Below are 13,195 nucleotides of genomic sequence, written 5' to 3'. Positions count from 1 at the left end.
GCCGGACACCTCACGGGTGTTTCATGACCGTCCTAGCACGCCGGTGAACGTTACTGATCAAAAACTTTCATTACGAGTGCGTTGCCATCTGTTGATCAGCGCATGGGGCGGACGATACTTCTGGGGTCCGTGAACCGTTCAACTGCGAACGGCTACAAGGGAGGACGCAGTGACCCTGTTGATCGATCCCCGAACGCGGCGCAGACGCCTGGGAGTTGCCGCGGTCGCGGCCGGACTCCTGGCCGCGCTGCTCACGGCCGGCCCGGCGGCCGCGACCCCCGATCCCGGGGACGGCCCCGCCGTGCCGGAGAAGGTGTCCCGCGACGACGCCGCCGAGACCAGGACGGCGATCGCGAACGGCGAGATACCCGGGCAGGACGAGATCGTCCACTCCGACAACATCGAGCACCTCACCAACATCCCTAAGGACGCGCTGCCCGGCTTCAATTCCGACCTCGCGTTCCAGGGCAAGTACGCCTTCGCCGGCAACTACGACGGCTTCCGCGTCTTCGACATCAGCAACCCGAAGGCGCCCAGGACGGTGGCGCAGGTGCTCTGCCCGGGCTCGCAGAACGACGTGTCCGTCTCCGGCAACCTGCTCTTCCTGTCCACCGACTCCTCGCGCAGCGACAACTCCTGCAACATCACCACGCAGCCCGCGACCGAGAAGTCCTCGTGGGAGGGCATGAAGGTCTTCGACATCACCGACAAGGCGAACCCGAAGTACGTCGCCGCCGTCGAGACCGCCTGCGGCTCGCACACCCACACGCTGGTGCCCGAGCGCAAGAACGTCTACATCTACGTCGCCTCGTACTCACCGAGCGCCACCTTCCCCGACTGCCAGCCGCCGCACGACGGCATCTCGGTCATCAAGGTGCCTCGGGGCGCCCCTGAGAAGGCGGCCGTGGTGAACTTCCCGGTGCTGTTCCCGGGCGAGGGACCGGACGGCGGCGGCAACCCGGGCGCGCCCACCAACCCGGGTGTCTCCAAGACCACCGGCTGCCACGACATCACGGTCCTGCCCTCCAAGGACCTGGCCGCCGGTGCCTGCATGGGCGACGGCATCCTGTTCTCCATCAAGGACCCGGAACACCCGAAGGTCATCGACCAGGTCGAGGACAACGTCAACTTCGCGTTCTGGCACTCGGCGACCTTCAACCAGAAGGCGAACAAGGTCGTGTTCACCGACGAGTTGGGCGGCGGTGGGGCGGCCACCTGCAACGCGGCCATCGGTCCGGACCGCGGCGCCGACGGCATCTACGACATCGTCGGCAAGGGCGACAAGCGCAAGCTCGTCTTCAAGAGCTACTTCAAGATCCCCCGCCATCAGGCCGACACCGAGAACTGCGTGGCCCACAACGGCTCGCTGATCCCCGTCAAGGGCAAGGACCTCATGGTCCAGGCCTGGTATCAGGGCGGCGTCTCCGTCTGGGACTTCACCGACTCCTCGAACCCGAAGGAGATCGCCTACTTCGAGCGCGGACCGCTGACCACCGACAAGCTCACGGTCGGCGGTTCCTGGTCGGCGTACTACTACAACGGCTACATCTACTCGAACGACATCGCCAAGGGCTTCGACGTCCTCAAGCTCAGCGACCGGCGCACCGACCCGGCCAAGCGGGTCCACCTGCGCGAGCTCAACGTCCAGACGCAGCCGGACTACTCGGACTGATCGTCAGGCGACTGATCGTCAGGCAGCTGCTCGTCCGGTCGCCGGCCGGTCGTGAAGAACCGTGACAGATCGCTCTCGCACGTCCCGCCGGGCACCTCGGTGTCCGGCGGGACACCCATCTCCCAGTCGAGGTGGTAGCGCTCGAACAGCTCGGCCCGCAGCCTCGGGACCGGCATCGGCACACCCGGCACCAGGGCCGCGTACACCGCACCCATGAGCACCGCCCGCAGCATCGGGTAGTCGGCGTCGGCGTCCTGGGAGCCGTACCCGGCGACGGTCTCCCGCAGCAGCTGCGCGAGGCGCTGCTGCTCCGGACACTGCACGAACCCCTCGCCCTGCAATATCCCCGCCATGTGCTGACGCATCAGCACGGGCCGGTCCCGCGCGAGGCCCAGAATCGCGTCGATGGCCCGCGCCAGCCGCTCCCGGCCGTCCTCGGTACGCGGCTCGCGCTCGAGCCCCTCCTCCAGAGTGCGGTGCATCATCCGGTGCACGGCGGACTGCAGGAGCTGGCGTTTGCCGGGGAAGTAGTACGACACCAGTCCGCGCGCCGATCCCGCGCGATCCGCGATGTCCCCGAGCGTCGTAGCCTCGTAGCCGCGCTCGTTCACCAGCTCCACCGCGGCCTGCAGCAGCCGCTCCCGGGAACGCCGCCGCAACTCTTCATTGACCGACGGGCTGCGCGGGGACATCCTGTAACTCCTGTGTTGACTGGCTGCCAGCCAACTATACTCAGAGCGTCCGGGCCATGACCCACCGCGGGGGAGGCTTCGGGCTGCCGTCCGCCTGGGGCGACGCGGGGGATCGTCTCAGGCGGACGGGCACAGGCCGAGCGGAATTCCCGGCCGTGCGGGATTCCCGAGCGAGTCGCACAGCCGCCGTGGCCTCCATAGAGTGGGCGGGAGTGCCGAGGAGGCGGGTGGAGATGGATCAAGAGCAGATCCTGGCCAAGATCACGGCGATGGTGGACGACGAGCGACGGCTGCGCGACGCCGTCACATCAGGGCAGATCGACAGCGCCACGGAACACGAACGGCTCGGACAGCTGGAGCGCGAGCTCGACCAGTGCTGGGACCTGCTGCGCCAACGGCGCGCGAAGTCCGAGTTCGGGGAGAACCCGGACGACGCGCGCGTACGGCCGTCTTCGCAGGTCGAGGGCTATCAGAGCTGAGAGTGCGGGGCCTCCCGGGGGGCCCGACGTCGACCGCTGTCGGGCCCAAGGGCGCTCCCGGGAAGCGGTGCGGGTCAGCCGACCAGGTCCAGCACCGGCCGCAGTCCCTCCGGGCGCCGCGCCGCGGGCAGGTGGTCCACGAAGTGCACCGCGCAGCCCAGCGCCGCCGCACCGCCGTCCGCGCGGCGGTCGTCCCCGACCATCAGTGTGTCCTCGGGGGCGACGCCCAGTGCGTCGCAGGCGGTCGCGAACAGCCGGGTGTCCGGCTTCTGGATGCCGTGCTCGTACGACAGCACGTACGCGCCGACGTACCGGTCGAGGCCGTGCTCACGGAAGACGGGCCGCAGATCCCAGCCGATGTTGCTGACCACCCCCACCGCGACCCCGCGCTCGCACAGGGCGTCGAGCACCTCGGCCGTGTCGGGGTAGGGCCCCCACGCCGCCGGGAGCATGTGACGGTCGTACAGCGCGTCGTGCAGCCGGGCATCGGGCAGTCGTACCTGGCGGGAGATCGCGGTGAACATGGCCCGGTGCCGCTCGGCGCTCTCGTCCCGCCTGTGCCACAAGTCCTCCGTGCCCTCCGGCAGCCGGGGCGCGACGCCACCGCCGGGCAGCGCGCCCACCGCCTTCAGGGCGTCCGCCGCCTCGGTCAACTCCCCTTCCGGCAGGGTGAGATCGGCACCCTTGAGCACCGCGCGTAGCCAGGACTCGGCCGGTTCGGCGCGGAACAGAGTTCCGGAGAAGTCGAAAAGGACGCCTTTGATCGTCATGAAGGAGATCCTTCGGGGCGCGGTCCGGGCCGGTCAAGCGCGCTTCGAGCCGAACCGGCGCTCGTGGGCCACCACCGTCAGGGCGACCACCAGCGCGCCGAGCAGCCAGCCGCCCAGGACGTCCGAGGGCCAGTGGACGCCCAGCCAGACACGGGTCAGCCCGACACCCAGGACCGAGGTCACGGCCAGCGCGAGTGCCGTACGCCGCAGCGCGCGCCCGGCGCCGTACAGCTGGAGCAGCCACAGCAGCAGCCCGCACACCACCGTCGCGGTCATGGCGTGGCCCGAGGGGAAGGCCGCGTAGTGCGCGGAGTCCACGGGGTCGGGCCAGACGGGGCGCGCCCGGCCGACCGCCGCCTTCAGTGACTGCTGCACCACCGTGCCCAGCACACCGGCGGCCGTCACCCACAGCGCCGGCCACCACGTCGAGCGCCGCCGCACCAGCCGGACCACGACCAGCGCACCCAGCGCGCGCATCGTCCACGGGTCCCACACCCAGTCCGTCAGAACGCGGACCGCATGGGTGACACCGGGTTCGTCGACCGCCCAGCGGTGCGTGGTGCGCGCGATGTCGCCGTCGAGGGCCAGCAGCGGTCGCCAGGAGAACGTGACCAGCAGGAGGAGCAGCACGGACGGAGGGGCGAGCACCGCCGCGGTGAGTGCCGCGGTCCCTGGGGTGGGGGTGCGGAGCGGTGGGTCGACGGGCGGGGAGCGCATACGGTGATCCTCGCCGACGTACGGCGCCGGAGGTCAACCCCGTGGCGCCGAACCGTCCTCGTTCCGGCTAGCCGAGCGCCCGCAGGCCCGGCACGAACGCCACCAGCAGGGGGATCACCGGCACCAGCGTGGCCGCCGCGGTCAGTCGCAGCCGCCGCGACGGCGTCAGCCGGTCCGGGGGAGTGAGCAGGCGGTGCACCCGCTGCGGGACGTGGGCCTGCGGAGTCGGACAGGGGCCGAACACGCCCCGGTCCTCGTTCAGTTCCACCAGCGCGAGGGCGATCGTGAGGCGGCCGAAGCGGCGGGAGGCCATGTCGTCGGCGGCGAGTTCGACCAGGCGGTGCATCTCGTCGCGGAACGCGGCGAACACGGGCACCTGCGGAAACCCGACGGCGAGCGCGGCCGAGCAGTGCAGCAGCCAGTCGTGCCGGGCCCGCGCGTGCCCCTGCTCATGGGCGAGCACGGCATCCAGCTGTCGCCCTTTGAGACGGCGCAACGCGGCTGTGGTGACGACCAGTTGGGGAGCGGTCCCGGGCAGCCACCAGGCGTCCGGACGTTCGCCCTCCAGCACCACCAGCCGGTCACTGCCCGGCTCCTCGCCGGGCAACAGCGGTGCGCGCAGGAGGAGTTCGTCACGGCTCTGCCGACGGTGGGCGCGGGCCCGCAGCACCTCGCGGACCAGCATCGCCGCGGTCCAGGCGCCGCCGCACGCGAGGGCCACGGCGGTCGTCGCGGCCCACGGGCTCCCCGTGCTCAACGCGTAGGCGTCCACGACGGAGTGCGGAGCGGGGGCGAAGACATGGCCGCGCACCGCCACCCATGCGGCGGCCGCGCTGAGCGTCATCGACAGGACGCAGCACAGCAGAACGGCCGCCACCACGCACTGCCACGCCCACAGGGCGACCACGGGTTCATGGTCCGGCCAGTCAGCCCGGGCGAGCAGTCGTGGAGCGACCACGGCGGCCAGGGCGCCGAGCAGCAACAGTGCCGCGGGGACCATCATGGGGTGAAGCCTATGAGCGGAGCGTCGCCGGGGGATACGGCCCGCCACGACAAAGTGACGTACGCCACGGTTTCACCCGGCTGGGGCCCGAGCGGTTCTCAGAGCGTGACCAGCATGGCCAGCATCGCGATCCCCATGGACAGACGGCACGCCTGTGACAGCTCGGGGCGGTCGCCCCAGCCGAGGGTCCGGGGGGTGCCGCCGAGCGTCCCCGAGTCGCCGGCCACCGCCGCGACCGGCAGCAGCCGGGCTCCGGAGCGCAGCACGTACCCGACGAAGTAGATCAGGAGCGCCCCCGTGACGAGGGGAATCCCGGAACCGCCGCCGTGCCCGTGGTGTCCGGGGGAGGCGGCCATCGCGGCGGCCATGTAGACCATGGCGCAGGCCCCGACCAGATGGTGCAGATGGTGCGGGCTGCTGCGGGCCGTCCACAGCGCGTGCAGGGCGGCGGCGCCGAACACCGCGGCGTACGCCAACCAGGTCCAGCGCGGCGGAGTGGCCGCGGCCGCGGGCACGGCCATCGCGGCCATGCCGAATCCCATGAGCGCCTCGGCGCCCGCGGTGCGGCGCTGTCCCTCGACGGGGCTGCGCATCCGCAACAGGCAGTAGGCCCCGCTCGCCGCGCACAGCGCTACGAGCAGCCAGCCGGGTGACGCCGGTCCGTGCACCGCGTACCTCCCCGCTCGACGGAGTCGGACAGTCGTTGATGTCGGACAGTCGGTCAGGGCATGCCCGGGCCGGGCGGTGCGCAAGCGAGCGCAAAGGTGTACACGGGGGAGCGTGCGGGAGCGCGTCGCAGGTGGGCGTGGGTGGGCGTGGGTGGGCGTGGGTGCGCGTGGGTGGGCGGTGAGGGGAGAATATATTTCACGAGTAAAACACCTGCTAATCTTGAAGGTATGAGTAGTGCGACCCCCCAGATCCCCCGCGTACGCCGCCGCCCCCATGGACGTCACCGCTCTCGTGGACGCCGTCTCCCGCTGGCCGGTGTGCTGCGGCTCGGTCGCCCCGCCGACATCTGGTTCAAGCCCGCGCTGAGCGTGGTCGCCTCGGTCGCCCCGCCGAATCTGACGCTTCTCGCGCTCGGCCGGCTGGACCTGGCGATGTACACCATGGCCGGGTCACTGTGCGCGCTCTATGCCCACAACCGTCCGTACGCCGCCCGCGCCCGCGCGCTGGCCTGGGTCGTCCTCGGCATGCTCGGCGGCCTCGCCGTCGCGCTGACCGCGGCCTCGCTCACGACGAACGCCGTCGTGCTGGTCACCGTCGGCGCGCTGCTGGCCGCCGTGCAGAAGGCGCTGTGCGACGCCACGCGCATCGGGCCGCCCGGTCACGTGGTCCTCGCCTTCATCAGCTCCGCGTCCCTGTTCGTACCGCAGACACTCGGCCAGGTTCCCGGGCATCTCGCGCTGGGCGCCGCCGCGGGCGCCTGGGCGTGGATCGTCGGCATGGCACCCGGGCTCGTCCGCCCCCACGGGCCCGAGCGCCGCGCGACGGCGCACGCGATGAACGCCGCGGCCACCTACGCCGAGACGGCGGGCAGCGGGGACGCGGCCGCCCGGGCCCGTGCCGCCGCGGCCGCCGCCGTGCACGGGGCCTGGCAGTCGCTGCTCTCCACCGGCGCCCGCAGCGCGCCCCGGCGCGCCCTGGAACGGCTCGTCGTGCGCGCCGAGGTGGCGATCACCGCGCCCGCCGACACGGAGCCCCAGCGGCTGCGGGCCTGGGCACGCGAGCTACGGGGCGCCGGGCCCGTACCTCGTCCGCACGACCTCGGGGAAGCCGCAGACGAACTCCTGGGCGTGGAAGCCGAACTCGCCGTCCGCCCAAGCCCCTTGTTCCGTCGCCTGGGCCCACTCGCCCCGATCGCCCTGCGCACCGGCCTCGGCTGTGCCCTCGCCGGATACGCCTCGCTCGCGCTCGGCGTCGGCCGCCCCTACTGGGCGCTGGTCACCGCCGCCTCGCTCTACCAGGCCAACGTCACCCTGACCTGGAGCCGGGGAGTGCAGCGCGTCGTCGGCAACCTGCTCGGCGTCCTCTTCTTCGCCGCGCTCGCCCCGCTGGCCCATCTCAGCCAGACGGTCCTCGTCCTGCTCTGCCTCGCCCTGAACTTCGGCGCCGAGGCCCTGATCGGCCGCAACTACTGGCTCGGCAGCATCTGCGTGACCCCCATGGCCCTGCTCATCACCGAGTTCGCCCGCGTCCAGCATCCCGGTGAGCTGATGACCGACCGGGTCGCGGACACCCTGGTGGGCGCGCTGGTCGGCTTCGCCGCGGCGGTCGCGGTCACCAACCGGCGGGCCGGCGACCGTATCGAGGACGCCCTCGACGCCGTCGAGCGGGCCCGCGCATGTGCCGTGGGCGTGCTCGACGCCGAGCGGCCCGAGCCAGGCGCCCTGGAGTCCGCCCGCCGCGCGCTGTCCGGCGCCGTCGTGGAGCTGCGCGCCACCGCCGACGCCGCCGCCGGCGAATGGTGGCAACGCGCCCTGCCGGAGGAGCGGGTGATGCGGGCCGAGCAGTCCGGACACCGTACGCTCGCGGCGACGGTACGACGGCAGGGACTGCACTCCTTGGAGGGCGCACAGGCATGACGGCAGCGGATGGGCGCGCGACGGACGCGGCACTCGGCCAGAGCGGCACACCGACCCCGGCGACACCTCGGCACGACGCGCCACACGGGCAGCCGAGTGGGATGAGCGCGCCTGCGCCTGGGGGGTCGGGTGCGGTGGGTGCCGTGGTCGGTGGTGCTGCCGGTGCGGACAGTCCGGCGGCCCGGGAGCCGGCGCCGGCGGACGCGCGCGCCGGTGGGCGCGGACCGTCAGGTGACCCGGCCGGACGGGGTCTCCCGGCGAGTGCTCCGCTCGGGGAGCCGGCGCCGGCGGACAACGGGGCCGGGGAAGCGGCCGGCGGGGGCACCCCGGCCGGGGGGTCCACGCCGGCGCATGCCGAGGCCGGTCGGCCGGCGTCGGCGGAGCCGGGCGCGGGGTCCGCACCGGCGGCCGGGGCGGGCGCGCCCGACGTTCGGCCCGGCCCCGCGACGGGCGCCGAGACCCCGCCCCAGGCCCCCTCGGGCACCCCGGCTCCCACTGCCACCCCGGCTCCCACTGTCACCCCGGCTCCCACTGTCACCCCGGCTCCCACTGTCACCCCGGCCCCCTCGGGCACCCCAGCCCCCTCTGGTAACCAGACCGCCTCGGGCACCCCGGCCCCCTCTGGTAACCAGACCGCCTCGGGCACCCCGGCCGCCTCAGGTACCCCCACCACGGCACCCCCCGGCACCCCGCCCCCGGTGGACACCATGGCCGCCGTGGTGCGGCAGTGGCAGGCCGTGCATCCCGGGATCGACACCGGGCCGATGGAGATCATCGGCCGGATCAACCGCTCGGCCGCGCTGCTCCAGCAGGCCGAGGACGCCCCGTTGCGCCGGGCCGGGCTCACCCGTCCGGAGTTCGACGTCCTCGGGACCCTGCGCCGCACCGGTCACGAGCTGACCCCCAGTGAGATCGCCCGCGAGACGTTCTCCTCCGGTGCCGCCGTCACCAAACGCCTGAAGCAACTGACCGAGCGCGGCCTGGTCGAGCGCCGCGGTGACACCCGCGACCGCCGGGTCGCGCACGTCCGGCTCACCGACGCGGGGCGCGACCTCGTCGACGGCATCCTGCCCCAGCAGCTCGCCTACGAGACGACGGCCCTGTCCGGGATCGACCTCGCCCGCCAACGCGAACTCGCGGACCTGCTCGGTGAGTTGCTCGGTCAGCTCGAAGGCCGTCTCGGGGTGCCACGCGTCTGAGCCGGGCCGGGGGCCCACATGCTGGGTGGTCACTCGCCGTTGACACGCGCCGCGCGGCGCTCCTACGTTCAAGCTCGCCCGGTTCGGGGTTCCGGCTGACGTGCGGGATGTCGAACAAACAGAGGGACCCGCGGAGGCGCAGTGGCAGCAGACACCGAGACGCTCACCATCGACCTCGGCACCGACACCGGCGCCTTCCACGGCGGGGCGAGCGGCACGCTCTACGGCCTGTACGGCGACGGAGTGCCCACCCGCAACGTGGTCGAGGGCATGTACGTCCGCACGGTGTCGACCAAGGCCCAGGACGGCGCCCAGCACCCCGGCGCCGACGCCCTCGAAGTCCTGACCTCCTTCGTGGACTGCGGCGGCAGGGACGTCTACCTCTACATGACCGACATCTACCGAGGCTTCCCCTACCAGTGGCCCGGCGCCACCGGCGAGGAACGCCTCGCCGACTACCGGGCCAGGGTGGAGAAGCAGGTCAGGCAGGTCCTGACGACGGGCGCCCGCAAGTCCCACATCGTCTACGTACCGTTCAACGAACCCGAAGGGAACATGTTCGGCACGGGGGAGTGGAGCTACGACAAGACCTCCTGGCACACCGACCCGCGGCACTACTTCGCCGCCTGGAAGGACCTGCACCACCTCATCAAGGGCCTCGACCCGCACGCGCGCATCGCGGGCCCGAACACCTGCGTCCTGTACGAGGAGGTGCGGGGCTTCCTGGAGTTCGCCAAGGCCCACGACGTCCTCCCGGACGTGGTGACCTGGCACGAGCTGTCGACGCCCGCCGCGATCCGTACGAACGTCGCCAAGTACCGTGACATGGAGCGGGAGTTGGGAATCGGCCCCCTCCCCGTCAACATCAACGAGTACGCGCACAACTACCACCAGTCCGTGCCCGGGCAGATGATCCAGTGGATCTCCGCCATCGAGGAGTCGAAGATCGACGCCGACATGGCGTACTGGAACATCGACGGCAACCTCAACGACTCGGCGGTCGAGGCGAACAAGGGCAACGGCCAGTGGTGGCTGTTCCACACCTACGGCCGGATGACCGGCCGCACGGTCCAGGTGCGGGCGCCGTACCCCAATGCCCAGTACACCCTCCAGGGTGTCGCCACGCTCGACCGGGACAAGCGCCAGGCCCGCGCCCTGTTCGGCGGCAGCGGCGGCGCGGCGGATCTCGTCTTCGAGAACGTCTCCACCGAGATCTTCGGCGACACGGTCCATGCCAGGCTCCACGAGATCCCGTGGACCGGCCAGGTCGGCCCCTCGGCACAGCCGTTGCGCATCAGGGACCTCGAACTGCCGGTCGGTGAAGGCAGGGTGGTCCTTCCTCTCGCCGACCTCGACGCGATGTCCGCCTACGAGGTCATCCTCTCGCCCGGTGGCGACGGGGTCCTCGCGCCGTCCTCGATCGGCTGGCGCGGGTCGTACCACGCGGAGAACGCGACCTGCACGGGCGAGGGTCACTCGAGGAGGGGGCCCGAGGGATCCCCCTCGGACGTCGACAAGTTCGCCACCTCGGGCACCTACCACGTCGGCGGACTACGCACCGGCTCCGACCTCGTCGTCGCCTTCTGCGTCGAGGTCCCCCAGGACGGGACGTACGACCTGAGCGTCTTCGCCAGCTCCCACAACCTCCACGAACTCGTGCAGGAGCAGGGCCCCACCAACGTCTTCCTGCGTGTCGACGGCGCGGACCCCCAGGAGCTGCGTCTCCCTCTCGGCTACAAGCCGGTCGTCTGGGGGCACACCGACACCCGGGTGGAGCTGACGGCGGGCGCGCACACGCTCACCCTGTCCGCGCGGGACCCCGACCTCGGCGCCACCAAGGGCGACGCGATCATCGACCGGATCGACCTCGCCCTGCGGGACACGCACGTGACCGCGCCCGCGCTGTACGAGGCCGAGCACGCGGGCCTCGGCGCCGGCGCCCGCGTGACGTACGCGCACCGTGGCGCCTCCGGGCCGGGTGCCGTACTGCTGCCGCGCGCAGGCACCGCCACGTTCTGGGTGCACGCCGCCACCGACGGTGAGGCGCTTGTGACGGTTGATCAACTTGACCCGGGCGAAGGGCTGTTGACGGTCAACGGAGTGGAAGTCGGGGGACTCGGCCGGGACGGGATCCCACTGTTCCTGGCCGGCGGCATCAACAAGCTGACGGTGACCGGCACTTCGGAGCGCCTCGTCCTCGACCGGCTGTGCGTCGGCCCGGGAACCGGACGCCTCAAGACCACCGTGTACCCAGCCGAGGAGGGCACGGTGACGGGCGAGGCCGAGGTGACGGGTGCCCACACCTTCGCCACCGGCGGGAAGGCGGTCGAGGGAATCGGCCGGGGACCGGACAACGCCCTTGCTCTGACCGTCACGGCGACGCGCACCGGACGTCACGCCGTGACCGTCCGCTACTCCAACGGCGAGCAGGCCCCGGCCACCCACTACAACCCCGACCCGGTCTGCCGCCACGCGGAGCTGTCCGTGAACGGGGCGCCGCCGCACCGGATCCTCTTCCCCACCACCTTCCACTTCAACAACTTCTGCGACCTCACCGTCCCCGTCACCCTGAACGAGGGCACCAACACCCTCACCTTCACCGCCGACGAACGGACCGACTTCGACGGCGACACCACCAACGCCCACCAACAGCGCTCCGCGTACGCGCCGGTCATCGACCAGGTGGCGGTGACACCCCTGGCATGAGCCCCGGTCGAGCGTCCGGCTAGCCCTCCTCGCCCGCCACATGAACCCCGAAGAACGCCCCCTGCGGGTCCCGCAGGACGGCGATCCGGGGGCCCTGCGGCACGGACGTGGGCTCCATCAGAATGCTGCCGCCCGCCCCGACGGTCGCGTTCGCGGTGGCGTCCACGTCCTCGACGGCGAAGTACGGCAGCCAGTGCGGCGGCACCGCGTGCGGGAAGTTGTCGTCCATCGCCACCATGCCGCCGAAGTCGGCTCCGCCGATGCCCCACTGCGTGTAGTGCTCGGAGGCGTTCACGGTCCAGCCGAACAGCGTGGTGTAGAACTCGACGGCCCGGTCCGGGGCGCGCGTCAGCAGTTCCACCCAGCCGAGCGCGCCCGGCGCGTTGAACAGCCCCGCGCCCGCGAAGGCCCGCGCCTGCCACAGCTGGAAGGCCGCACCGGTCGGGTCGAACGCCACCGCGAAACGCCCGGCATCGAACACGTCCATCGGGCCGAGGACGACCGTGCCGCCCGCGGCCTGCACCGCGTCCGCGGCGGTGTCCGCGTCGGCCACCGCGAACGACACGTTCCAGGCCACCGGCTGCGACTCCTGGTACAGCGGGGAGATCGCCGCGACCGGCGCGTCGCCGAGGTGCGCGACCGTGTAGCCGCCCGCCTCCTGGCGCGGGTCGGTCTGCGGGCGCCAGCCGAACAGCTCGGCGTAGAAGCGCTTGGCCGCCTCCAGATCACTGGTCCCGAGCTCGGTCCAGCACGGACCGCCGGTCACCGGCTTGTCGAGCTTCATGACGTTCCTCCGCCCTTCCGTCAGAAGGCCCCTCCAGCACGCTATGCCCGTGCCCGGGCCGTGGCCATCCGGCGCAGGGCGTCGTGCGCTCAGATTCCGGGGCGGTAGCGCAGCGGATGATCCGCCGGGATCTCCACGAGCACGATCTCGACACCGTCCGGATCCGCGATCCACATCTCGATCAGCCCCCACGGCTCCTTCACCGGCGGGCGCAGGATGTCGACCCCGGCCGCCGACAGCTCCTCGTGCGCCGCGTCGGCGTCGGCCACCTGGAGCCACAGTCTGAGCGCGGGCGAGGGCGGGGCCTCGGAGCGGCCCGAGACCTCCAGGAAGCCGCCGCCGAGGAAGTAGACCGTGCCGCGCTCGGGGCCCGTCCCGAACTCCCGGTGGACGGCGAGGCCCAGCCGCTCGCCGTAGAAGGCGCGGGAGCGCTCCGGGTCGGTGGGCCGCAGCAGGATCCGGCCGCTCAATACATGCACCATGCGCCCGGAGCCTAGTAGTGCTTCGTTAGGTTGTGGGCTGTCTGCGGCTGCTCCGAGGGCTGGGCAGGGGGCGTCCGCAGGTGGTGCAGGTACCGGTCCAGCACCT

General features: G+C 72.0%; 12 protein-coding genes. 5 read left to right on the top strand and 7 right to left on the bottom strand.

Annotated elements, in window-relative coordinates; all coding sequences use genetic code 11:
- The first annotated feature begins 169 nt into the window (after positions 1-169).
- A complete protein-coding gene (locus ACIQTP_RS34150) occupies positions 170-1,672 on the top strand; it encodes an LVIVD repeat-containing protein (protein WP_403407308.1) in 1,503 nt (500 codons plus the stop codon).
- Here ACIQTP_RS34150 and ACIQTP_RS34145 read toward each other — a convergent pair.
- The gene (locus ACIQTP_RS34145; RefSeq protein WP_403407306.1) at positions 1,660-2,364 is read right to left on the bottom strand and encodes a TetR/AcrR family transcriptional regulator; all 705 of its coding nucleotides are present in this window, start codon (positions 2,362-2,364) and stop codon (positions 1,660-1,662) included. The two genes, ACIQTP_RS34150 and ACIQTP_RS34145, sit on opposite strands and share 13 nt — an antisense overlap.
- 233 nt (positions 2,365-2,597) lie before the next feature.
- Here ACIQTP_RS34145 and ACIQTP_RS34140 point away from each other — a divergent pair, with 233 nt between their 5' ends.
- Complete coding sequence (locus tag ACIQTP_RS34140; RefSeq protein WP_403407304.1) at positions 2,598-2,843, top strand: DUF2630 family protein; 246 nt, start codon at positions 2,598-2,600, stop codon at positions 2,841-2,843.
- A gap of 74 nt (positions 2,844-2,917) precedes the next feature.
- On the opposite strand, the gene ACIQTP_RS34135 is transcribed toward ACIQTP_RS34140, so the two are convergent.
- The 4 genes from ACIQTP_RS34135 to ACIQTP_RS34120 form a co-directional block, all read right to left on the bottom strand.
- A complete protein-coding gene (locus ACIQTP_RS34135; protein ID WP_403407302.1) occupies positions 2,918-3,613 on the bottom strand; it encodes an HAD family hydrolase in 696 nt (231 codons plus the stop codon).
- A 33-nt stretch (positions 3,614-3,646) separates the two neighbouring features.
- Positions 3,647-4,330 carry a phosphatase PAP2 family protein gene (locus ACIQTP_RS34130; RefSeq protein WP_403407300.1) on the bottom strand — a complete coding sequence of 228 codons (684 nt, stop codon included), beginning with the start codon at positions 4,328-4,330 and terminating at the stop codon, positions 3,647-3,649.
- Positions 4,331-4,397: 67 nt separating this feature from the next.
- Entirely contained in the window at positions 4,398-5,333 is a 936-nt protein-coding gene (locus ACIQTP_RS34125; protein ID WP_403407298.1) for a M56 family metallopeptidase, read from the bottom strand.
- A 98-nt stretch (positions 5,334-5,431) separates the two neighbouring features.
- Positions 5,432-6,001, bottom strand: a complete 570-nt coding sequence (locus ACIQTP_RS34120) for a DUF5134 domain-containing protein (protein WP_403407296.1) — start codon at positions 5,999-6,001, stop codon at positions 5,432-5,434.
- A 228-nt stretch (positions 6,002-6,229) separates the two neighbouring features.
- Here ACIQTP_RS34120 and ACIQTP_RS34115 point away from each other — a divergent pair, with 228 nt between their 5' ends.
- From ACIQTP_RS34115 to ACIQTP_RS34105, 3 genes are all read left to right on the top strand, one after another.
- Positions 6,230-7,918, top strand: coding sequence for an FUSC family protein (locus ACIQTP_RS34115; RefSeq protein ID WP_403407294.1), 1,689 nt, complete (start codon positions 6,230-6,232; stop codon positions 7,916-7,918).
- 707 nt (positions 7,919-8,625) lie between these two features.
- On the top strand, positions 8,626-9,117 hold the full coding sequence (locus tag ACIQTP_RS34110) for a MarR family winged helix-turn-helix transcriptional regulator (RefSeq protein WP_095856167.1): 492 nt from the start codon (positions 8,626-8,628) through the stop codon (positions 9,115-9,117).
- A gap of 141 nt (positions 9,118-9,258) precedes the next feature.
- Entirely contained in the window at positions 9,259-11,823 is a 2,565-nt protein-coding gene (locus tag ACIQTP_RS34105; protein WP_403407292.1) for a cellulosome protein, read from the top strand.
- Between the two features lie 19 nt (positions 11,824-11,842).
- On the opposite strand, the gene ACIQTP_RS34100 is transcribed toward ACIQTP_RS34105, so the two are convergent.
- Together ACIQTP_RS34100 and ACIQTP_RS34095 are read right to left on the bottom strand one after the other, a co-directional pair.
- Complete coding sequence (locus ACIQTP_RS34100; RefSeq protein ID WP_403407290.1) at positions 11,843-12,607, bottom strand: VOC family protein; 765 nt, start codon at positions 12,605-12,607, stop codon at positions 11,843-11,845.
- Between the two features lie 89 nt (positions 12,608-12,696).
- Positions 12,697-13,089, bottom strand: coding sequence for a VOC family protein (locus ACIQTP_RS34095; protein WP_403407288.1), 393 nt, complete (start codon positions 13,087-13,089; stop codon positions 12,697-12,699).
- Positions 13,090-13,195: the final 106 nt, after the last annotated feature.

Source organism: Streptomyces sp. NPDC090798, from assembly GCF_044768965.1.
In the GTDB taxonomy this organism is placed as follows: Bacteria; Actinomycetota; Actinomycetes; order Streptomycetales; family Streptomycetaceae; genus Streptomyces.
Note: the sequence above shows the minus strand (reverse complement) of the source record. Positions and strands in the feature narration are given on the sequence as shown.

Coding starts and splice junctions, on each gene's coding strand:
- ACIQTP_RS34130 (WP_403407300.1), bottom strand. CDS start 4,330: ATGCGCTCCCCGCCCGTCGACCCACCGCTCCGCACCCCCACCCCAGGG.
- ACIQTP_RS34095 (WP_403407288.1), bottom strand. CDS start 13,089: ATGGTGCATGTATTGAGCGGCCGGATCCTGCTGCGGCCCACCGACCCG.
- ACIQTP_RS34110 (WP_095856167.1), top strand. CDS start 8,626: ATGGCCGCCGTGGTGCGGCAGTGGCAGGCCGTGCATCCCGGGATCGAC.
- ACIQTP_RS34135 (WP_403407302.1), bottom strand. CDS start 3,613: ATGACGATCAAAGGCGTCCTTTTCGACTTCTCCGGAACTCTGTTCCGC.
- ACIQTP_RS34145 (WP_403407306.1), bottom strand. CDS start 2,364: ATGTCCCCGCGCAGCCCGTCGGTCAATGAAGAGTTGCGGCGGCGTTCC.
- ACIQTP_RS34125 (WP_403407298.1), bottom strand. CDS start 5,333: ATGATGGTCCCCGCGGCACTGTTGCTGCTCGGCGCCCTGGCCGCCGTG.
- ACIQTP_RS34100 (WP_403407290.1), bottom strand. CDS start 12,607: ATGAAGCTCGACAAGCCGGTGACCGGCGGTCCGTGCTGGACCGAGCTC.
- ACIQTP_RS34140 (WP_403407304.1), top strand. CDS start 2,598: ATGGATCAAGAGCAGATCCTGGCCAAGATCACGGCGATGGTGGACGAC.
- ACIQTP_RS34115 (WP_403407294.1), top strand. CDS start 6,230: ATGAGTAGTGCGACCCCCCAGATCCCCCGCGTACGCCGCCGCCCCCAT.